Here is a 22,119-nt window from a genome sequence, read left to right on the forward strand (position 1 = left end):
TCCTACTCTTCTTTTCCTGCCTGCTTGATGATCTGATGGATGTAGGTACTCAGTCCTGCAACAACAATACCCTGCGTTACGGATGCGAAAACTGCGGTCAACACATCCTGTGCTCCTGCGAAATGTGCGGTAGATGTCACCCAGATCCCGCAGATGATAATGCCTGTCGCCCCAAGCGTGATCGGAATATATTTATCTTTGATAAATTCTGCTTGTTTAAGTGCAATTCCGAAAAAGTATAGAACTGCGGTCACAATAAGCAGTTCCGGTTTTACATAATCCATAAGTTGCTCCATTATCTGGATAGCCTGCCTTTCTTTTTTAGAACTTTAAGGAAGATTTTATATATAAACGATTCAATCAGATGTGATATTAGTATATGTGAGAAATAGGATTTGGTGTCAAAAGAAAGATTTGATATAAAATAATCGGACCGGCAGGTTCTTCTTTGATTTGTATATGCAAAGGGAGAGGCGCTACGCCTCTCCCTGTAAATAAATTTCTTAGAATTTACCAGCTTTGTGAGCTTCCTCGATACTTACAGCAACAGCGACTGTCATTCCGACCATCGGGTTGTTACCTGCACCGATAAGACCCATCATTTCTACGTGAGCCGGTACAGATGAAGATCCTGCGAACTGTGCATCAGAGTGCATACGTCCGAGTGTATCTGTCATACCGTAAGAAGCCGGTCCTGCTGCCATGTTGTCCGGGTGAAGTGTACGTCCTGTACCACCACCTGAAGCAACTGAGAAGTATTTCTTTCCTGCTTCTACGCATTCTTTCTTGTATGTACCTGCAACCGGATGCTGGAAACGTGTCGGGTTTGTAGAGTTACCTGTGATAGAAACGTCAACGCCTTCTTTCCACATGATAGCCACACCTTCACGTACATCATTTGCACCATAGCAGTTTACTTTAGAACGGAGTCCGTCAGAGTAAGCGATTCTCTGAACTTCTTTCAGTTCTCCTGTATAATAGTCATAGTCTGTCTGAACATATGTGAATCCGTTAATTCTTGAAATGATCTTTGCAGCATCTTTTCCAAGACCGTTCAGGATAACACGAAGAGGTTTCTGACGAACTTTGTTTGCTTTTTCAGCGATACCGATTGCACCTTCAGCAGCTGCGAATGATTCATGTCCTGCAAGGAAGCAGAAGCAGTCTGTTGTTTCTTCAAGAAGCATCTTTCCAAGGTTACCATGTCCCAGACCTACTTTTCTCTGATCTGCTACAGATCCCGGAATACAGAAAGCCTGAAGTCCTTCTCCGATTGCTGCTGCAGCGTCTGCTGCTCTTGTACATCCTTTTTTGATTGCGATTGCTGCACCTGTGATGTAAGCCCAGCATGCGTTTTCAAAACAGATTGGCTGAATACCTTTGATCTGGTTGTATACATCCAGTCCGGCATCCTTTGTGATCTTTTCAGCTTCTTCGAGTGAAGCAATGCCATAGCTGTTTAAAACTTCATTGATTTTATCAATTCTTCTCTCATATGATTCAAATAAAGCCATTTAATTGTCCTCCTGAAAATATTGTTGCCTATATAACCCGTTAATTACTTATGTATGTAATTAGTTTTTACGCGGATCAATGATCTTAACGGCATCAGCTACACGTCCGTACTGTCCTTTAGCTTTTTCCCAAGCTTCGTTCGGAGTATCGCCTGCTTTGACAAAGTCTGTGAATTTTCCAAGACTTACGAACTGGTATCCGATGATTTCATCATGGTCATCAAGAGCGATTCCTGTTACATAACCTTCTGCCATTTCCAGGTAACGTGGTCCTTTTGCGAGAGTTCCGTACATTGTACCAACCTGTGAACGAAGTCCTTTACCAAGGTCTTCAAGTCCTGCACCGATCGGAAGTCCTTCTTCTGAGAATGCACTCTGAGTTCTTCCGTATACGATCTGTAAGAAAAGTTCTCTCATTGCTGTATTAATTGCATCACAGACAAGGTCTGTGTTAAGTGCTTCCAAAATAGTCTTTCCTGGAAGAATTTCTGAAGCCATAGCTGCGGAATGAGTCATTCCTGAACATCCGATAGTCTCCACAAGTGCTTCCTGAATAATACCATCTTTAACATTCAAAGTGAGCTTACATGCACCCTGCTGTGGAGCACACCAGCCGACACCATGTGTAAGACCGGAAATATCTTTGATTTCTTTAGCCTTTACCCATTTTGCTTCTTCCGGAATTGGAGCTGGTCCGTGGTTTGCACCCTGAGCTACCGGACACATCATTTCTACTTCATGTGAATAAATCATGTTAAAACTCCTTTCAAATACATCTGTTTTTCTTTTATAAGGCGTTTGTGATTGTTTTAACACCATATGTATTTATTTTCGCACAATTTTCGACATTCGTCAATTGTTACTTTGTACAAGATTCCAGAACTCACTGTCTGTTTTATATTCAATTATTTCTTTCATAGTAAACGGCGCTGTGATCCATCCACTCTCCGCAGAAGATTTTTTTCCATCTCCCGGGTAATGGTAAGTAATTCCGATCTCAATTCCATCCTTATCTACAAAGAATGCATCAAAGTACCGGTTCTCCAGGATTTCCCCATTTAAAATCTGTCGGAAATCATTTAATTTCACACTGCTTAACACCTCTGCCGATGGTGCTTCACCCTTCATCTTTTTCATCCAATCGTGCATAAATGCATCGCTTAGATCCACAATATCTGCCACTTCAAACTGCTTTGCGTCAGAAATACGGATGTTGCGGGTACGGAGGTCACAATACTGCGCAGAAGTATTTCCTGCATAATAAATATCATTGAATGCTACGCTGATAAAATCTTCTCCTGCATAAGAAACCTTGTACGTTACAAGACTTCCTAAAAACGGGTTCGATTCCTCCAACATTTTCTCTTTCATAGAATCACTCGGAGCCAGATATAAGGTATTGACCGTACTCATCGCACAGTCCTTCAGCATTTCATTGATCTTGTCAATATTTTCACCTTCCACCCCTGTGATCTGCGGATATTTGACATCAAACTGCATCGGATATTCGCCTTTATTTCCATTGGAAAAATAAGTGTAATTTTCCTCCGTGATCGTATACGGCAGATTTTCTGCCTCGTAGCCTTCAATTGCCTCGATTCCCTGTGCTTCTTCAGAACTGCTGTCCTTATTATCCTCTTCATTTCCATTACTGCCAAAGATATCGTCAATTTCTCCGTCCTCATCCGGGTTATATTCAAAAATCTGTGACGAATCCTCCTGTTTTCCTTCACCACTCGCAAAATTGCTGATGATTTTTCCGAAAAGCAGTCCCAGGAATATCAGAAAAATAAGTACGGTAACTGCGATCCCGATAAAAAGTCCCGTATGTTTCTTTCCATTATAGGAAGATCTTACATTTGCCGGTGATATCATCAAATCCATCGGAACAAAACGGATCCCGTTCTTTTCCTGAACCGGTGCCAGATCCCGGAATCCCATATGGTGATAAGCTTCCGTACTCACAACCGATGCATTGACCGTCATACGCATCAGAGCAAACTGCATCGTACAGTATCTGCACATTTCACCAACAAGAGCCTTCGCAATCCCTTTTCTCCGCAAATCCGGGTGGACAAACAGAAGGGAAATATGTCCATCCCTCCGCACGGCTCCGACACCGCCAAGATCCTGTCCTTCTACCGCGCCAAAGACGATCATCTCTCCGCTTTCGACAAGAGGCATAAAATTCTCCATCTTGATAAAACGGGCAAATTCCTCGATTCCCTGCTGTGTACAGGAATTGGCGTTTTCTCTGATAAATACATCCCATACCAGATGCAGACCTTCCACAACCTCCTGACTGCTATATAGTCTTTTTATGATCATTTTTCTGTACCTCATCTTTTCCAGAATGAACTGGTTTTCTCTCTTACGCCCTCTTTAAAAGTTCTTCCCGCAAGAGCGTGATCGCACGTGCAACCGCATAGTCCCGGTTCTTCTCACGATTGCCGGTAAAACGGTACTCTCTTACCGTTACCTCTCCATTTACCGCACATCCGATATACACAAGTCCGACCGGTTTTTCCGCTGTGCCGCCGCCAGGTCCTGCGATTCCGGTTACACTAAGTGCCGCATCCGCACCTGCCGCCTTTGCTGCGCCAAGTGCCATCTCCGCTGCTGTCTGTTCACTGACTGCCCCGTAGGTTTCCAGTGTCTCATGCTTCACACCAAGAATCTTTTCCTTCGATGCATTCGCATAAGTAATATATCCTTCATTGTACACACCGGAAGCTCCCGACACATTCAGAAGTCTGCCGGAAAGCTTTCCTCCTGTACAGGATTCTGCCGTTGTCACAGTCATCTTCTTCTCTTCCAGAAGACGGATCACCGACTCTTCCAGTGTCACATTCTCTTCGGTCGTATAAACAGCATCACCAAAACGCTTCTTCATCTCTTCGATCATCGGCTCCATCAGTTTTTCTGCCGCTTCTTCAGAGCATGCTCTTGCAATCACACGAAAATGTACCTCTCCTGTCTTTGCATAAGGCGCAAGCGTCGGATTGGTCTGTGCATCCATCAGATCCGCAACCATGGTCTCTGCCCTGCTTTCCCCGATCCCGCACACTTTTACCATATGGGAATAGATTCCCTCCGGCTGCTTTTTATTGAGGTACGGTGCAATGTCGTGTTCAAACATCGGCTTCATCTCATTCGGAGGCCCAGGGATCAGGATCGCTGCTTTGCCGCGCTCTTTATCCTCCAGGATCAGTCCAGGTGCCGTTCCGTTCAGATTGTCGATCACGATCGCGCCTTCCGGAACCAATGCCTGCTTCCAGTTATTCTCTGTTACCTTTTTACTCTTAATCTTCTCAAAATAGTCCCCGATTCGTGCCCTGGAATGTTCATCCATATAAAGTTTTCTGCCAAATACCTTTGCAGTTACTTCTTTTGTCAGATCATCCTTGGTAGGGCCAAGTCCCCCTGTCAGAATTACGATATCAGCGCGCTCAATTGCCTGGCGGATTGCTTCTTCCATACGCTCTTCATTGTCACCGACAACAGTCTGGTGATATAAAGAACAACCTAGCAGAGCACATTTCTCTGCTAGGTATGCTGCGTTTGTATTCACAATGTTGCCAAGTAAAATTTCAGTGCCGACAGAAATCAGCTCTACAACCATTTTACATGCCTCCCTGTGTTAATACCTGTTTGTTCTTTGCAATATAATCGATCAGTGAAACGACGGTCAGGAGCAGTGCTACCCATGTAAGGACTGTTCCTACAACATTCCACACACCGCCCAGATCCATGATCAGCACAATGATCAGTGCCATCTGTGATACGGTTTTGAATTTGCCCCAGTAGCTTGCCGCAATGACGATTCCATTGTCAGAAGCAACCAGACGGAATCCGCTGATGATAAATTCTCTGGCAATGATCACCAGAACAACAATGACATTCAGTCGGTTCATAGATGTCAGACAGATCAGCGCGGTACATACCAGCAGCTTGTCTGCAAGCGGATCCATAAATTTACCGAAGTTCGTTACCAGGTTGTACTTTCTGGCGATTTTCCCATCCAGCATATCCGTCAGGCTGGCAACACAGAAGATCACAAGTGCGATCCACTTATCTGCTGCTCCGGTAATATCAAATAACATAAACACTACAAAAAACGGAATTAAAATCACTCGTAAAATCGTTAACTTATTTGGTAAATTCATAATAACTCTCCTATCAAATCATAATCTGCTGATCCGGTCACTTTTACCTTTGCAAAATCTCCCGACATCAGTTCTTCCGATGTGTTCACAAAAATAAGTCCGTCTACATTCGGCGCATCCCGGTAGGTTCTTCCCACATAGGCATTCTCATCTGCTACCTTGCCTTCGATCATCACAAGCAGCTCTTCCCCAATCCGGTCTTCTGCCTGGTCAAATACGATATCCTGTTGAAGTTCCATGAGCTCTGCCTGACGTTCCTCTTTGACTTCTTCCGGGATCTGATCCGGCATAGATGCTGCAGGAGTATCCTCTTCCGGTGAGTAGGTAAATACGCCAAGTCTGTCGAATTCCATCTGATCCACAAAATCCATCAGCTCTTCATGCTGTTCCTGTGTCTCTCCAGGGAATCCAGTGATCAAAGTTGTGCGAAGTGCGATATCCGGAATCTCACGTCGAAGCTTCTCAATGGTCTCGATGAGCTGCGCTCTGGAAGTCCGTCTTCCCATTCTCTTCAGGATACCATCGCTTGCATGCTGGATCGGGAGATCCAGATAATGGCAGATCTTTGGTTCCTCCTTGATCACCTGAATCAGCTCATCCGTGATTTCCTCCGGATAGCAGTATAAAATACGGATCCAGCGAAGTCCGCTGATCTTGCAAAGCGCTCTCAAAAGCTGTGGAAGCCGCTTCTCCCCGTACAGATCGGTTCCGTACATGGTGGTCTCCTGTGCTACCAGGATCAGCTCCTTCACCCCTCCGTCTGCCAGATTCTGCGCTTCCTCCAGCAGATGCTCCATCGGCACACTCCGGAAATCTCCTCGTACCTTCGGGATAATACAGTAAGTACAGTGCTTGTCACAGCCTTCTGCAATCTTCAGATAAGCGAAATGTCCGCCGGTCGTCACCATACGGTGCGTGTCTGTCACCGGGAGATAATCCACATCCTTCATAGTCAGGCGCACATCTCCGCGCTCCATCGGACTGTCGCTTAAAACTCCATCGATCACGTGTGCGATCTCTTCATAAGAAGTCGTTCCGAGAACCGCATCAACCTCCGGGATTTCCTGAATGATCTCTTCTTTGTATCTCTGTGCAAGACAGCCTGTTACGATCAGGGCTTTTAATCTGCCGGTCTTCTTCAGTTCTGCCATCTCAAGAATATTCTGGATACTCTCTTCCTTTGCGTCATGGATAAAGCAGCAGGTGTTAATGATAATGACATCTGCCATTGTCTCATCGTCCACCATCTGATGACCGTCCTTTGCAAGAATCCCAAGCATGACCTCCGAATCCACAAGGTTCTTGTCACAGCCTAATGAAATGAATAATATATTCATAAAATAAATTTCTCCTCAAGCATAATTTCTGGGCGGCAGGGGAAATCATCTTCACCGGAAAATAAAATCCCCTATCATAAGAATACCCCGCAGACAGCTGCAGGGTATCGAACTTCTTTTATTTATCTGCGTCTTCTGCAATAATTTTGATCTTTCCACTGTTCAGCTCATCAATTGCAATAGAAAGCGGCTTTTCGCCGTCCTTAACAGGAACAAGCGGCATCTCGCCGTCAATGATCTGTCTCGCTCTCTTTGCTGTTGCAAGAACGATAGAATAACGACTGTTGACAATCTTAGTTGCGCCTTCTTCCACGTCCTGATTTACTACTTTCATCAAATCGGTATATGATGGATGTAACATAAATTCTGCTCCTTTCCTACAGTTCCTTCAGTTCTTTTCTGATATCATCTATAAAGTCAGCATTCCGGCTTACCCGGTCATGCTCACCCTGAATAATGCTGTGCATCTCTTTTGCGCAGCGCTCCAGGTCATCATTGATCACAAGATAATCGTACTTCTCTACGCCCTGTGATTCTTCTACTGCCCGCTTCATTCTCGAATCGATCACTTCTGCGGTCTCGGTTCCCCGTCCTACCAGTCTGTCTTTCAGTACCTGCGCACTCGGCGGAGTCACGAACATCAGCAGGGTATCCGGATACTTCTCTTTCACTTTCAACGCACCCTGGATCTCAATCTCAAGGATCACATCCTTGCCTGCCTCTAACTGCTCCATAACATACTGCTTCGGAGTTCCATAGTAATTTTCTACATATCTAGTATACTCTATAAGCTCATCACGCGCAATCATTTTTTCAAATTCTTCTTTGGTTCTGAAAAAATACTCTCTTCCATCTTCTTCCCCGACACGAGGCTGTCGCGTGGTTGCAGAGATCGATAATGCATAATTATCATAGTCCTGCATCAGCTTTTTCATCAGTGTTCCCTTACCGGCTCCGGAAAATCCGGATACTACAATAAGGATTCCTTTTTTTTCTCTCATAATCAGTTCTCCTGCATACTCAGACATTGAAATGTTATTTTAACACATCTTTTTACATTTTTCAAAGCTTTATTCAATATTTTGAATCTGCTCACGGACTTTTTCAATCTCAGTCTTCAGATCGATCGCATAATTGGATACTTCCAGATCATTTGCCTTGGATAAGATCGTGTTCGCCTCACGGTTCATCTCCTGCGCAATGAAATCAAGCTTGCGTCCGATTCCCTCTGTCTGTTCCAGAGTTTCCTTCATATGCTTGATATGGCTTTTCAGTCTTACCACTTCTTCATCTGTACAGATCTTGTCAGAGAAGATCACAACCTCAGCCGCGATCCGTCCTTCGTCAATCTGGGTGTCCCCAAGAAGCTCCTTCACTTTCGTTTCCAGCTTCTCCCGGTATTCAGCAACGATCTGCGGAGATCGCTCTTCAACCCTGGCAACAACTTCCAGCATTCCATCCAGCTTGCCAATGATATCCTTTTTCAGGTTCTCACCTTCTGTAGTCTTGGTCTTTACAAACTGTTCGCATGCGCCTTTCATTGCTTTTTCAAGACCACTCCACAGTTCTTCCTCATCCACAGACTGTTCTTCCATCGTAAGGACTTCCGGGCAGCGTGCAAGTGTGGATACCCGCACATCATTATCAAGTCCAAACTGTTCTTCCATCTGCTTAAAGCTTGCCATATATTCTTCTGCCAGCTTCTGGTTATATTTCAAAGTCATCTGGCTTTCTGTCATATCTTCATACCCGATGAAAATATCAATCTTTCCTCTCTGCACATACTGCTTGAGCAGGTTGCGGATCGCGGACTCAAAGAAGTTAAGCTTCTTTGGCATACGGATATTCACATCCAGGTAACGGTGATTAACCCCCTTCATTTCTACGGTAAATTTGCGGTCTGCTTCGGCGATCTCACACCGTCCAAAGCCTGTCATACTTTTTATCATTTGATTTTCCCTCTTCTTACTGACCTTTTAAGGGCCGTTTTACTATCGATTATTATAGTTCATTTACACTTACTCGTCAACCGGGTGACAGGGCATTTTCACTTGTCTATGCATACCTCTCTATGCTATAATGAGCCCATTGAAAAAAGAATGTGCCCTGGCATATTCCCGGATAAATATGAGGTGAATTTTTAAAATGGCTTTTGATGGAATTACAATCGCAAATATCGTAAAAGAATTAAATGATACCATCCTGAACGGACGGATCGCCAAGATCGCACAGCCGGAAAATGATGAACTGCTTCTCACGATCAAACCTGCGAAAGGACAGGTAAGACTGGTCATCTCCGCAAGTGCATCCCTGCCGCTGATCTATCTGTCCAGAGATAACAAACCAAGTCCGATGACTGCGCCGAATTTCTGTATGCTTCTGAGAAAACATATTGCAAATGGCCGCATCGTAGGCATTTCTCAGCCTTCCCTGGAACGGATCATCCGCTTCGAGATCGAGCACCTGGATGAACTTGGAGATCTGTGCCGCAAATCCCTGATCGTTGAGATCATGGGCAAGCACAGCAATATTATTTTCTGTAATGAAAAAGGAATGATCATCGATAGTATCAAGCATGTTTCCGCGCAGATGAGTTCTGTGCGTGAGGTTCTTCCGGGAAGAGAATATTTTATCCCGGATACTATGAAAAAAGAAAATCCACTTGGCATACCGGAGGAAAATTTCACACAGGAACTTCGCTCCAAACCAATGCCGGTCGAAAAAGCGATCTACAACAGTTTTACCGGAATCAGTCCGGTTGTCGCCGAAGAGATCTGCTATCTGGCAGGAATCGACTCTTCTGTTCCGGCATCGGAGATGTCCGGTGATCTGCTGGCTCATCTGTACCGGCAGTTTACCTATTTTATGGAGCAGGTGACAGAAAGCAAATTCTCTCCTGCTATTTATTACGATGGAAATGAGCCGAAAGAGTTCTCATCTCTTCTGCTCACCCACTTTTCCAACTATCAGGTAAAATCTTATGATTCGATTTCCGAAGTGATCCGGACTTATTATTCTTCCCGTGATCTGATCACCCGGATCCGCCAGAAATCTTCGGATCTGCGCCGTGTGGTTCAGACAGCACTGGAACGTAACCGCAAGAAATACGACCTGCAGTTAAAGCAGCTTCGCGATACGGAAAACCGCGATAAATACAAGGTATACGGGGAACTGATCCACACCTACGGTTACAATCTGGAAGAAGGTGCAAAAGAACTGGAAGCACTCAATTATTATACTAACGAAATGATCAAAATTCCGCTGGATCCGCAGAAAACACCACAGGAAAATGCAAAGAAATATTTTGACCGGTATAATAAACAGAAACGTACTTTCGAGGCTCTTTCAGAACTGATCAAAGAAACGAAAGATGAGATTGATTATCTGGAGTCCGTCAGCAAATCCCTGGATATCGCACGAAGCGAGGATGACCTGATCCAGATCAAGGAAGAACTGATTGAAAGTGGATTTATCCGCAGAAAGCAGTCTTCCAAAAAGGTGAAGATCACAAGCAAACCATTCCACTATATTTCTTCGGACGGTTTCCATATGTATGTTGGAAAAAATAATCTTCAGAACGAAGAACTGACCTTCCATTTTGCAAATGGCGGGGACTGGTGGTTCCATGCGAAAAAAGCACCAGGTTCCCATGTCATCGTGAAGACGAACGGGGAAGAACTTCCGGACCGGACCTTTGAAGAGGCAGCCAGACTTGCTGCGCATTACTCGAAGAATTCCGGGGCTGAAAAGGTGGAGGTTGACTATGTAGAGAAAAAGCAGGTTAAAAAACCAAATGGAAGCAAGCCTGGGTTTGTCGTGTATTATACCAATTATTCGATGATGATAGATAGTGATATTTCTGGAATTCAGGAAGTACAATAAAGGTGAGTTGTGACACCACCAGAGAAGAATTAAATCCACCCCATTCCAAATTGTGCAAAGCATTCCGATGAGCCTCTTAGTGCGAGAATCGTGTTCAGCAAAGGCTTCCACGATTCTTGAGTCTCATCTCCATTGCACAAGATAGGAATGGGGTGGATTTTATTCGATATCAGTATTTACTTGATCTCATATACTTTATCTAACTGCGTCATACATGCCTGGATTTTCTTCATCCCCTCATCATCAGCAGGTTTTCCGGAGAAGTAGTAGGTGACTTTGCCTAGGGTGCCTGGTCTGGTTTGTTCGGGGAGAACTCTTTTTAGCTGGCGGAGGGTGCCTTCGTTGCCGTCTACGAAATGGATTTCTCCCGGGAAGATTTTGCGGAAGGATTGTTTGAAGTAGTTGAAGTGAGTACAGCCAAGTACGACTGCAGCATACTGGTTGAGTGTATAGCTCTGAAGGCTGTTTTTCAGATATTCATCTACTTCCGGGTCCTGGAATCTTCCGGCTTCGGCAAAGCGGACCAGTTTTGGAAGTGGCGCAAGGTCTACTTCGTGTTCGGTATCTACTTTTTCCAGAAGGCTGTGTAATTTTTCTCCGGCTATCGTAACCGGTGTTGCTGTTACCAGAATCCGTTTCTGCATATCCTGATATAGCTTGAGCGCGCGCTTAACTGCCGGTTCCATACCGACGATCGGTACGGCAAATTCGCCTCTGAATTCTTTCGTTGCCACGCTGGTTGCCGTATTACAGGCGATTACGATTGCATCAACCTCCTTCGCGATCAGGAAATTCAGAACCTCTTCTACATATCCTTTGATCTGTTCCCTCGTCTTTTCTCCGTATGGAACATGCTTTGTATCCGCATAATATATAAATTCTGCTTCCGGCATCTTTTTCAGTGCGCGGTGAAGCACAGAAAGTCCGCCGATCCCTGAATCATATATTCCGATTTTCATTGGTGTTACCTCGATTTCTTATTTTCTTATCTGGTTTAAAGCCAAAATCTGTATCCATTTTTATTCAATTTAATGATGTGAGTGTCAAAAGTAAATTTTGCCACTCACTGATATAACCGGATTGCTCCATTGCTATGCAATTCCCGCAATGTTCGATTTAAAAATCAAAATCTGCATAATCTTCCGGGAGAAAGCGATGATAGATAATATGACAGCCTTCATCTTTAAAACAATAATAATACTTGTCCTCGCCCGCTTCAAAACGGATCATCCGGTCAAATTCTCCCTTGTCCATCGGTTCTGTCACGATCTTGTCCGAATGTGAACAGAACAATGCTTCGATATCTTCCATCGTGCAGCCATGCTTTGCGACAAGCTCCACCAGCTCTTTGATAAATTCATTCGGTTTCATATTTTCATGCACATATTCCGATGCTTTTTCCGATAAAGCAAAGCAAAAACGGTCCTTTACATGTGTAATCCCGACTTCCCCGAAAATATCTTCTGCTGCTTTCGGAAAATCTGCAAGGAGCTCCTGCATTTCTTCCGAATCTGCATTCGTCTCCATAAAATGATTCAGTGAACTGAGCGGATAATAAAGCCGGATCATCTCTTTCCGATATCCGAGCTTTGCCTGCTCTTCCTTTACCAGATCGATTAAACTCTTTTCCAAACGCTCGTATCCCATATATATTAAAACTCCTGTCTTGATAAAATTATGTAAGTCTGCTGCTGCAAACAAAAATATTTTATCACATTCTTTCCATTTTCGCCACTCACACCGTTGAAGAATTCCCTTATTTTCGTTATCATAAAAGAAATATACATTATTTTCAGTATAAAAGACTCTTCAAGAATATAAACACAATTTGGAAAACAGGAATCGAAACTTAAATATCCAGATACCTGGGAGGTTAAAACACATGGATGAACAGACAATCAGACAGCGGATCTCCACGCAGCGTGATTTTTTTGCAACCGGCGCAACACTTCCGCTTTCTTTTCGATTAAAACAATTAGAACAGCTAAAACTTGCACTCAAACGCCATGAACAAGATCTGTACACAGCACTAAAAGCGGATCTTGGAAAAAGCCGGATGGAAAGCTATATGTGCGAAATCGGTCTGACGCTTTCCGAGCTTACCTGGATGCAAAAGCATTTACCAAAGCTGATGCGCTGTAAAACCGTCCCTACTCCGCTGGCACACTTCGCCGCCAAAAGCTTTCAATCGCCATCCCCCTACGGAACCGTACTGATCATGAGTCCCTGGAATTACCCGGTACTCCTCACTTTAGAACCGCTGATCGATGCGCTCGCCGCCGGAAATACCGTCATCCTGAAGCCAAGTGCTTACGCTCCACACACTAGTCAGATTCTGAGTCAGCTTCTCAAGGAATGCTATCCACCGGAATATGTAACGATAATCACCGGAGGCCGGGAAGAAAATCAGGCGCTCTTAAACCAGCGTTTTGACAAAATCTTTTTCACCGGAGGAAAAACGGTTGGAAAAGAAGTCCTTCGTCACGCTGCCGAATATTTGACTCCTGTCACTCTGGAACTTGGCGGAAAAAGTCCGTGTATTGTAGATTCCACAGCGAAAATTCCTCTCGCCGCAAGACGGATTGTATTCGGAAAATACCTCAACTGCGGACAGACCTGCGTTGCCCCGGATTATATCCTCTGCGATGCTTCCATTCGCGACCGGCTGCTTCAGGCACTGAAAAAAGAAATCCACCGGCAGTTTGGCAAACAGCCTCTTCAAAATCCGGATTATGGGAAAATCATCAACGAAAAACATTTTCACCGGCTGCAGAACCTGATTGCTGCCGACAAGCTGGTCTGTGGAGGTGAGTCCGATCCGTCTGCCCTGCGCATTGCCCCGACCATCCTAAAAGATGTCACCTGGGACGATCCGGTCATAGGCGAAGAAATTTTCGGACCGATTCTTCCGGTACTTACCTATTCTGACCTGAATGATGCAATCCGGCAGGTCGAATCCCATCCACACCCGCTTGCACTCTATCTTTTCACCGAAGATCCTGCTGCCAAAAAGAAAGTCCTTGCCAGATGCCATTTTGGCGGCGGCTGCATCAACGATACCATCATCCACCTCGCCACCAGCCAGATGCCGTTCGGCGGTGTCGGAGAAAGCGGCATGGGATGCTATCATGGAAAAGAAGGATTTGAATGCTTCACACATCAGAGAAGCATAGTCGATAAGAAAACCTGGATGGATCTGCCGATACGGTATCAGAAGTATCGGTTCTGGAAAGAAAAAATGCTGAGAGGCTTCCTGCGCTAGGATTAGCGCGGGAAGAGCTTCCCAGCAGATATAACATCAAGAACTTCCCTTCTCAATCAGACACTGATGTTCTTTGCTGTTTTTATCATTTAAATTCTTCGATTAAATTGCACGGAAAGCATTCTGCACATCCTTCATCTTCCAACAAAAAATCTACTATTTTCTTTGCAAGCCTTCTTCCTCGCTCACTATGAAATACTCTGAATAGCATGTCCAGAGTCTCTTGCAACCCGCACTCAGATATCTGACTAGAAGTGCACTTGAATTTGTTATAAAAACCAGTTCATCAGCATTTTTATATTCGATATATCTGCCGCAATTATCCAGAATGCTCTGTACTCCCCGCAAATCGAATATTGAAATTCCAGGAAATTATTTCTGGATAATATCAGCACTTTTCACTCAGACATGTTCTGAGACACTTGCATACGATCTTCCATATCGCCCATCCGATAAACATCCCAACTGTATTTGTTACCACATCATCCAATTGTAAATATCCTCTCTGCGTAATATGCTGTGTGATCTCTATACCACAGGAACATAAAAAACCAATCAGCACACATTTCCAACCGCTTCTGACTTGTTTAAAAACTATTGGTAATAATACACCAAAAGGAATAAACATAATAATATTCTCAATAAACATCGCATGCATATGGAAAGAATGTCCCCATGTTTCAAATAACACTAAACTAATTTCTTTCCTGCTCCCCGCTTCTCTTGAAAATAAGACAGTCTGAAAGGTAACAATAATATAGGCAATAAATAATATCCAAGCAATTCTATATTTTTTATTAATTCCATTATCCTTTTCCTGCTTTTGAGAACCTTTCTTATACACCCAACTAATAAAAAATACAAGACAAGCACTAAAAATGATTGCCGGAATCAGCCACATTACTGGTTGATTAAAATCTTGAATTATTATTTTTTTGTACAACTTGATTTTTAATCACCTTCCTTTTTAGTATCATATCAAATCAATTATTTTAGATATTTTTATTCTTTCTTCCTTCAACAGGCTCACTTCAATTACAACAATGGTATCGCATACTTTTTCATTTTGTGCCTCCAAACGATTTTACCACTTATCCAAGATTGTTTTCAATATTATCTTTTAGTAATAATTATATCCTAAAATAAATTTCTAAATTCCACCTCTTCGTCTCGGAATGAATGACTCATCCTTGTCCACAGCTTTGTTCTTATATTTTCTGATGCTTCTTCTGTTTTTTATTGCTTCGATCATTTTTCTTCATATTCTCCTTAACCTCGTCCGGTACATCGATCAGACCGAACCGGTAGAACATTCCGTATATGATTAGGGTGTCAAAATAGTAAAATAAGTTGCGATATTTCGATAAAGTTTTACAGTTAAAGCACCTAAATCCGTTATACCCAACTTGACGAAATATGTTAAAAATGATAACATTACATATGTTGTAGAAAAATACTGGGTAAAAAAGAATGTCGCTTAAGTGGAAGATAAGCGACATTTGTTTTTATGATTAATCCAAAAAAGTGCCGCTCCATCATCGTTTTGATGACTTCGCGGCACTTTTATATACTCTACTATAAATAATTTCTTCCACTTCTAATTATCTCCCACACCCGGTATCCCACGCTTCCATAGTAATAACTCATCGGAGCATCTCCCGGAAAATACCTTACCATTCGGAACACATAATATAGAATCAGTCCTACGCACAGAAGAATCACCCATTTCCCAAGACTCTTCGTTTCTTTTCTCTGTATGTATCTCCGCACGCCAAACCATCCCACCAGAATAATCACACCATAAATAAACGGATGCATTTTCCATGCCCCGGCAAAGTCCCCTCGCAGCACCATAAACATCGCTCTTGTAAGCCCGCATCCCGGACAAGGAAATCCCGTCATGATCACCATTGGACACAGACTGTATAAAAACTTTCTTCCTATAACAAAATAAATTGCAAATACAAGAATCGCAATGCGGATATTCCATAAGTCCTGTAAAAGCATCTTTATTCCTGCTATTAATCTATTTTTCACAAAAGTGTTCCCAACTTTCTTATTGAGGTGCATCTTTTTTCAAAATATCCTGCACATAATCAACCGGTCTTTTTACTGCTTCCGAAATCATATCATCTGTAAAATCCATTTCATGTAAACTCCAGATAAATTTAACAGTTGTCTCCTCTCGCCCTTCTTCTCTACCTTCTTCTCTACCCTCTTCTCTACTTCTTCTAACTAATATATCACTAAATCCCGTCATCGTCATAGCCACATCCTCCTTAAATTCCTCTTCCCATTCAATATGTGAATATGTCTCTATTTCTTCTATATTTCCCACAAATATCTGATTAAGATAATCAAATATCCCTGCATCTTCGCCCCGTATCCGATATTCATCCGTCTCCGAAACCGGTGCGTCACTGACAACCTCATCCGATGTAATCGATGCCAGATCCAGACAATTCAGGATCTCTTCCTGAGAACACCCTTCAAATTCCGGAATCACCATCTCCATAATCGGCACAATGATCTCTTTGCTCTTAAAGAGTTTCTTCACGCCCTTGTCATACTCTGCGCCAATATTTACAGATGATGCAATGTCGTATTTTGTCTCTATTTTCATTTCTATTTTGGATGATTTTCCACCTAACCGTCAACCAATAAATTTTCTTTTCCTTCTCCATTTTTTCTATTATAACATACCCCACGATATTCTAAAAATTAAATTTTTCTAATTTTCTCTTTCCATCCTTTCATCCTTCCGCAGTCGAATGAACTCAATAAAAAAGGATCCAGATGCATTTGCAGAAGCCTAAGAAAAACTTGTTCTTAGCCTCCGAAACAGCATCCGGATTCTTTTCTTTCATTATCTACTTAATGATCTTCTTCGGACATTTCTCCGCACATTTTCCACAGTTTGTACATTTTTCCGGATCAATGTGTGCAATGTTATCTACCACATGTACTGCATCAGACTCACATACTTTTTCACACATCTTACATCCGATACATCCTGCGGAACATACGCTCATAACGTCTTTTCCTTTATCTTTTGAGCTGCACTGTACGAGATGCTTCTGTTCATAAGGTACAAGCTCGATCAGATGTTTTGGACAGGTAGCGATACATTTACCGCAGGCTTTACATGCTTCTTTGTCTACGACTGCAATTCCTTCTACGATATGGATTGCATCGAACGGACATGCTTTGACACAGCTTCCGAATCCAAGGCATCCAAAGGAACATCCTTTTGGTCCGCCATTCTGCATCATGGCTGCCATCTGACAGTCGTCGATTCCTGTATAGTCATATGTCTGTTTTGCTTTTTCGCAGGTTCCTGCACATTTTACAAATGCAACTTCGTGTACGCTTTCACCGGCTTCTTCGCCCATGATTGCTGCGATCTTTGCTGCTACCGGAGCACCGCCGACCGGACACTGTCCGACCGGAGCTTCACCTTTTGCGATGGCTGCTGCAAGTCCGGAACATCCGGCATATCCACATCCACCACAGTTGTTGCCCGGAAGCTCAGCGAGAACTGCTTCTTCTTTTTCATCTACTTCAACTGCAAATTTCTTGCCTGCAATTCCAAGGAAGACACCGATGAATACGCCGGTACCGCCTACGATAAGTGCAGCAATCAATACTCCTGTTATACTCATAACACGGTCCTCCTTCTGTTAAATGATTCCTGAGAATCCAAAGAACGCGATGGACATCAGTGCTGCTGTAAGCAGTACGATCGGAGTTCCCTGGAAAGACTCACTGATATCGTTGTATTCGATCTTCTCACGGATACCAGCCATGATCACGATTGCGATCGTGAATCCGACTGCTGTGGAGAATCCGTATACAACACCTTCAAGAATGTTATATCCTTTTGTTACACAGTTCAGTGATACACCAAGTACTGCACAGTTTGTTGTGATCAGCGGAAGATATACACCAAGTGCATTATAAAGCGGAGGCATAACCTTCTTGAGGAACATCTCTACAAACTGAACCAGTGCTGCGATAACCAGGATGAATACGATTGTCTGCAAATATTCGAATCCTGCCGGGTGCAAAATAAACTGGTAGATCGCACCTGTAATGAAAGATGCAATCGTGATAACGAAAACAACTGCGCCGCCCATGCCGGCTGCTGTCTCAATTTTCTTAGAAACGCCAAGGAAAGGACAGATACCGAGGAACTGGCTGAGTACGACGTTGTTAACAAGCGCCGAACCAACTGCTATAATAAGTAATTCTTTCATCTCTTATCTCCCTCCTATTCCTTTTCCTGACCTGTCGGGAATACGTGTCCATCGCATCCGCCACATGAAGCGCATCCGCCTTCGCAGCATCCCTGTGCTTTGACAACCTTCTTGCCTTTTGCTTCCAGTCTCTTCATGATCTTGTTACGTGCTGCAACAAGGAATGCAAGTACAAGGAATGCACCAGGAGCAAGGATAAAAATTGTAACTGGCTCATAGATATCCGGCATGATCTGAAGACCGAAGATTTTTCCGGAACCGATCAGCTCTCTGACGATACCGATGCAGGTAAGGCCAAGAGTAAATCCAAGTCCCATACCAATACCATCAAAGATAGACGGAAGAACCGGGTTCTTTGATGCGTATGCTTCTGCACGTCCGAGGATGATACAGTTAACTACGATCAGAGGAATATATACACCAAGTGATGCATAAAGGCCAGGTACAAATCCTTCCATAAGGAACTGTACCACAGTAACAAGTGTTGCTACGACTACGATGAATGCCGGCATACGAACGGAATCCGGAATGATCTTACGCAACAAAGAAATCAAAAGGTTGGAGAAGATCAGTACCACTGTGGTAGAAAGTCCCATACCAATACCGTTGATTGCGGATGTTGTAACCGCCAGTGTCGGACACATACCAAGCATCATAACAAAGGTTGGGTTTTCTTTTACAAGACCGTTATACAATCTTTCTGTACATTTATTCATTTCCACTACCTCCTAACGCTGTCTGGTAATATCCAAGTGCTGTGTTGACAGCTCCTGTGACTGCACGGGAAGTGATGGTTGCACCACTCAAAGCATCGATCGGCTGTCCGTCTCCGCCATCTTTGGATACATAGAATTTTTCAGCCTGCTGTCCGGCAAACTGATTGTAAAAGCTCGGTTCTTTTGCACGCATACCGAGACCTGCTGTCTCGCTGATGGAAAGAAATGAAATACCATTAACCGTACCGTCAGCCATAATACCAACCGTGATCTGGATATCTCCGCCGTAACCGTCTTTGTCTGTTACAGTGATCACATATCCTGCTTCACTGCCATCCATAGTTGCAGAATAAACTTCATCAACTGTTGCATTGGTTCCCATCATTTTGATTGCTTCTTTGGCAGCTTTCTGATCTACGTCCATTGCTTCAAAGGAATCAGCTTCCGGATAAACTGCCTGGCAGGCTTCCTGTTTCTGCTTTGCCTGTGTCTGGGCGATCGGATCTTTTGTTACTTCATAAGCAGCTCCGAGCACCAGACCGGATACTACTGTGATCGCTGCAAGGATCAGTGTATTTTTGATAATCTTATTCATTATTTTTCTCCTCCTTTACCGAAAGGTTTTGGAAGAGTAACTCTCTCGATCAGCGGTACAAGAAGGTTACTGAAGATGATCGCATAAGATACCCCTTCTGCTGAGCCACCGAACAGACGGAAAAGACCTGTCAGACATCCAAGAAGGATACCATATACGATCTGCCCTTTTTTGGTGATCGGGGAAGTTACATAATCGGTTGCCATAAACCATGCTCCAAGCATCAGACCACCACCGCAGAGTTCTGCTGTCATGTACTGAACATTGAAGAATCCGACTCCGTCTACGAATCCACCGAAAATTCCGATGAAAAGTGCAAATGTCACAATATATGTACCCGGGATACGAAGATCAATGATTCCTTTCAGGATCAGGATGATCGCACCGATCACAATTGCGATAACGGATGTCTCGCCAATCGTTCCGGCAATATTTCCAAGGAGCATGTCCATGCTGTTCACACCATCGAGTGCTGCGTTTCCTGCTTCAATGTTCGCACGGATCGTTGCAAGCGGTGTTGCACCGGATACGCCGTCATATACGAAGCTTGTCATTCTTCCTGTGAAGGAAATAAGAAGGAAACATCTTGCTCCAAGTGCAGGGTTCATGAAGTTCTGTCCCAATCCGCCAAAGAGCTGCTTTACAACCAGGATCGCGAATACACTTCCGATAATTCCCATCCAGATCGGGGCTGTCGGCGGAAGGTTGAGTGCAAGCAGAAGTCCTGTAACTGCGGCACTGAAATCCTTGATCGTAATCTTTTTATGCATCAGTTTTTCGTAAATGTACTCCGTAAGAACTGCTGCTGCTGTTGTCACAATAACAAGCAGCCATGCATGTGTGTCACGGAAGTTGTAAATTCCAAAGAAAGTTGCCGGTAACAGAGCGATGATAACCCACAGCATGATATTGCCGGTTGTCTCTTTAGAACGGATATGTGGTGAAGATGATACTTTTAACTGTTCACTCACTTTTGTTCACCTCTTCCTCTCTATTCTATTTTTTCTTTTTGTTGGCAAGTGCGGTTTTTCTCATCGATCCGATTGCCTGCTTCAGTTGTCTCTTAGCCGGACATACATAACTGCAGGATCCACATTCTACACATTCAAGGCCATTGAATTTGAGGAACGCTTCTTCGTCATGGCGTTCTGCAAAATCAGCCAGTCTTGACGGAATAATGCGGCTTGGACAGGCGTCAACGCACCGTCCGCAGTTGATACATGCTGTCGGTTCACAGGCTGATACTTCATCTTTTGACATGCAAAGAATAGATGAAGATGTCTTGGTGATCGGTGTATCTGTCGTATACATCGCAAATCCCATCATCGGTCCACCTGAAATAACTTTTTCACAGCCTTCTTTGAGTCCGCCGGCGGCTTCGATCAGTTCGTTCTGGTTGGTTCCGAAGAGTACTTTGTAGTTACCAGGATTTACAACTCCATCCCCTGTTACAGTAACGACACGTTCCATAGAAGGAATGCCTTTTACTACTGCATTGTAAATGCTGATGATGGTCTCTACGTTGTCTACTACACATCCAGCATCTGCCGGAAGCATGGTAGAATTGATCGCACGTCCTGTATTTGCAAAAATCAGCTGACGTTCTGCGCCCTGTGGGTACTTGGTCATCATCTCTCTGACTTCCATGCGAGGCTCGTCCTTGGTCAGCTCTTTTAATTTTGCGATACAGTCCGGTTTGTTATCTTCGATTGCAAATAAACCTTTCGCATTGTCAAAAAGCTTCAGGATCACACGCATACCTTCTACCAGAAGTTCCGGATTCTCCAGCATTCTTCTGTAATCGGCAGTAATATACGGCTCACATTCCGCACAGTTTGCAATGATATAATCAATCTTGTCTAGCTCTTTTGGTGAAAGCTTCACTCTGGTAGGGAAACCTGCTCCACCCATACCTACTACGCCAGCCTCTCCAATGATATTCAGAATCTCTTCTTTTGTCAGTTCAGAAAGAGGTTTTGGCTGTGGATATTCTACTTCTTCGTACTGACCGTCATTAGCAATGATGATACTGTTCACTTTAGAACCTGTCGGATTCACACGTGGTTCAATCGCTTTTACAGTACCTGATACGGATGCATAGATCGGTGCAGACACGAAGCCCCCTGCTTCGGCAATTTTCTGCCCTTTAAGCACATGGTCACCTTTTGCCACTACTGGCTTAGCCGGTGCTCCGATATGCTGGGATAACGGGTATACAAGATCACCCTGTGGCAGAAGCTCTACGATTGCCTTGTCTTTTGCAAGACTTTTTCCGTCATTTGGATGAACTCCGCCTTTAAATGTCAAAAGTCCCATTTTCATATCCTTCCTTCCTATTTTCTCTCTTATAAATATACTAAAATAAATCCTACAGTTCCAGTAACTTTCGTC

At 43.7% G+C, this 22,119-nt stretch carries 23 protein-coding genes; 2 read left to right on the top strand and 21 right to left on the bottom strand.

Going from position 1 to position 22,119, the window contains the following annotated elements; genetic code table 11:
• Positions 1–2: 2 nt before the first annotated feature.
• The 10 genes from PGU50_RS04040 to PGU50_RS04085 all read right to left on the bottom strand — a co-directional run bounded on the left by PGU50_RS04040 (position 3) and on the right by PGU50_RS04085 (position 8,966).
• Positions 3–296, bottom strand: a complete 294-nt coding sequence (locus PGU50_RS04040) for a phage holin family protein (RefSeq protein ID WP_172676441.1) — start codon at positions 294–296, stop codon at positions 3–5.
• 207 nt (positions 297–503) lie between these two features.
• Positions 504–1,514, bottom strand: a complete 1,011-nt coding sequence (locus PGU50_RS04045; RefSeq protein WP_008375150.1) for a GGGtGRT protein — start codon at positions 1,512–1,514, stop codon at positions 504–506.
• Between the two features lie 60 nt (positions 1,515–1,574).
• The gene (locus tag PGU50_RS04050) at positions 1,575–2,267 is read right to left on the bottom strand and encodes an iron-sulfur cluster assembly scaffold protein (protein ID WP_022220480.1); all 693 of its coding nucleotides are present in this window, start codon (positions 2,265–2,267) and stop codon (positions 1,575–1,577) included.
• Between the two features lie 99 nt (positions 2,268–2,366).
• Complete coding sequence (locus PGU50_RS04055; RefSeq protein ID WP_270246169.1) at positions 2,367–3,842, bottom strand: GNAT family N-acetyltransferase; 1,476 nt, start codon at positions 3,840–3,842, stop codon at positions 2,367–2,369.
• 43 nt (positions 3,843–3,885) lie between these two features.
• Positions 3,886–5,136: a competence/damage-inducible protein A gene (locus PGU50_RS04060; protein WP_270246170.1), complete on the bottom strand. Its 1,251-nt coding sequence runs from the start codon at positions 5,134–5,136 to the stop codon at positions 3,886–3,888.
• Position 5,137: 1 nt separating this feature from the next.
• Positions 5,138–5,680 carry a CDP-diacylglycerol--glycerol-3-phosphate 3-phosphatidyltransferase gene (gene pgsA / locus PGU50_RS04065; RefSeq protein WP_055155589.1) on the bottom strand — a complete coding sequence of 181 codons (543 nt, stop codon included), beginning with the start codon at positions 5,678–5,680 and terminating at the stop codon, positions 5,138–5,140.
• Complete coding sequence (gene rimO, locus PGU50_RS04070; RefSeq protein ID WP_117556046.1) at positions 5,677–7,017, bottom strand: 30S ribosomal protein S12 methylthiotransferase RimO; 1,341 nt, start codon at positions 7,015–7,017, stop codon at positions 5,677–5,679. Before rimO ends, pgsA begins: the two co-directional genes overlap by 4 nt.
• Before the next feature lie 118 nt (positions 7,018–7,135).
• Positions 7,136–7,378: a DNA-directed RNA polymerase subunit omega gene (gene rpoZ, locus PGU50_RS04075; RefSeq protein WP_022220478.1), complete on the bottom strand. Its 243-nt coding sequence runs from the start codon at positions 7,376–7,378 to the stop codon at positions 7,136–7,138.
• Between the two features lie 16 nt (positions 7,379–7,394).
• Positions 7,395–8,018, bottom strand: a complete 624-nt coding sequence (gene gmk, locus PGU50_RS04080; protein WP_270246171.1) for a guanylate kinase — start codon at positions 8,016–8,018, stop codon at positions 7,395–7,397.
• Between the two features lie 69 nt (positions 8,019–8,087).
• Complete coding sequence (locus tag PGU50_RS04085) at positions 8,088–8,966, bottom strand: YicC/YloC family endoribonuclease (protein WP_270246172.1); 879 nt, start codon at positions 8,964–8,966, stop codon at positions 8,088–8,090.
• A gap of 196 nt (positions 8,967–9,162) precedes the next feature.
• Between PGU50_RS04085 and PGU50_RS04090 the strand changes: the two genes are divergently transcribed.
• Complete coding sequence (locus PGU50_RS04090; RefSeq protein WP_270246173.1) at positions 9,163–10,899, top strand: Rqc2 family fibronectin-binding protein; 1,737 nt, start codon at positions 9,163–9,165, stop codon at positions 10,897–10,899.
• Positions 10,900–11,075: 176 nt separating this feature from the next.
• Here PGU50_RS04090 and murI read toward each other — a convergent pair whose 3' ends face one another.
• Together murI and PGU50_RS04100 are read right to left on the bottom strand one after the other, a co-directional pair.
• Positions 11,076–11,858 carry a glutamate racemase gene (gene murI / locus PGU50_RS04095; RefSeq protein ID WP_270246174.1) on the bottom strand — a complete coding sequence of 261 codons (783 nt, stop codon included), beginning with the start codon at positions 11,856–11,858 and terminating at the stop codon, positions 11,076–11,078.
• Between the two features lie 157 nt (positions 11,859–12,015).
• The gene (locus PGU50_RS04100) at positions 12,016–12,546 is read right to left on the bottom strand and encodes a DUF3877 family protein (RefSeq protein ID WP_270246175.1); all 531 of its coding nucleotides are present in this window, start codon (positions 12,544–12,546) and stop codon (positions 12,016–12,018) included.
• A gap of 214 nt (positions 12,547–12,760) precedes the next feature.
• Between PGU50_RS04100 and PGU50_RS04105 the strand changes: the two genes are divergently transcribed.
• Positions 12,761–14,161: an aldehyde dehydrogenase gene (locus PGU50_RS04105; protein ID WP_270246226.1), complete on the top strand. Its 1,401-nt coding sequence runs from the start codon at positions 12,761–12,763 to the stop codon at positions 14,159–14,161.
• A 388-nt stretch (positions 14,162–14,549) separates the two neighbouring features.
• On the opposite strand, the gene PGU50_RS04110 is transcribed toward PGU50_RS04105, so the two are convergent.
• The 9 genes from PGU50_RS04110 to rsxC form a co-directional block, all read right to left on the bottom strand.
• The gene (locus tag PGU50_RS04110; RefSeq protein WP_173826035.1) at positions 14,550–15,104 is read right to left on the bottom strand and encodes a VanZ family protein; all 555 of its coding nucleotides are present in this window, start codon (positions 15,102–15,104) and stop codon (positions 14,550–14,552) included.
• Between the two features lie 632 nt (positions 15,105–15,736).
• Positions 15,737–16,168, bottom strand: coding sequence for a DUF2752 domain-containing protein (locus PGU50_RS04115; RefSeq protein ID WP_270246176.1), 432 nt, complete (start codon positions 16,166–16,168; stop codon positions 15,737–15,739).
• Between the two features lie 49 nt (positions 16,169–16,217).
• Positions 16,218–16,784: a hypothetical protein gene (locus PGU50_RS04120; RefSeq protein WP_270246177.1), complete on the bottom strand. Its 567-nt coding sequence runs from the start codon at positions 16,782–16,784 to the stop codon at positions 16,218–16,220.
• Between the two features lie 247 nt (positions 16,785–17,031).
• Complete coding sequence (locus tag PGU50_RS04125) at positions 17,032–17,823, bottom strand: RnfABCDGE type electron transport complex subunit B (protein ID WP_270246178.1); 792 nt, start codon at positions 17,821–17,823, stop codon at positions 17,032–17,034.
• 18 nt (positions 17,824–17,841) lie between these two features.
• Positions 17,842–18,417, bottom strand: a complete 576-nt coding sequence (locus PGU50_RS04130; RefSeq protein WP_055155598.1) for an electron transport complex protein RnfA — start codon at positions 18,415–18,417, stop codon at positions 17,842–17,844.
• 14 nt (positions 18,418–18,431) lie between these two features.
• Entirely contained in the window at positions 18,432–19,133 is a 702-nt protein-coding gene (gene rsxE / locus PGU50_RS04135) for an electron transport complex subunit RsxE (protein ID WP_270246179.1), read from the bottom strand.
• Positions 19,126–19,728 (bottom strand): RnfABCDGE type electron transport complex subunit G, encoded by a 603-nt coding sequence (locus tag PGU50_RS04140; protein ID WP_270246181.1) that lies wholly within the window; start codon positions 19,726–19,728, stop codon positions 19,126–19,128. Before PGU50_RS04140 ends, rsxE begins: the two co-directional genes overlap by 8 nt.
• The gene (locus PGU50_RS04145) at positions 19,728–20,699 is read right to left on the bottom strand and encodes an RnfABCDGE type electron transport complex subunit D (RefSeq protein ID WP_270246182.1); all 972 of its coding nucleotides are present in this window, start codon (positions 20,697–20,699) and stop codon (positions 19,728–19,730) included. Before PGU50_RS04145 ends, PGU50_RS04140 begins: the two co-directional genes overlap by 1 nt.
• A gap of 25 nt (positions 20,700–20,724) precedes the next feature.
• Positions 20,725–22,044 (bottom strand): electron transport complex subunit RsxC, encoded by a 1,320-nt coding sequence (rsxC, locus tag PGU50_RS04150; protein WP_270246227.1) that lies wholly within the window; start codon positions 22,042–22,044, stop codon positions 20,725–20,727.
• Positions 22,045–22,119: the final 75 nt, after the last annotated feature.

Source organism: Coprococcus sp. AM11-30B (genome assembly GCF_027674365.1).
Classification (GTDB): domain Bacteria; phylum Bacillota; class Clostridia; order Lachnospirales; family Lachnospiraceae; genus Allocoprococcus; species Allocoprococcus comes.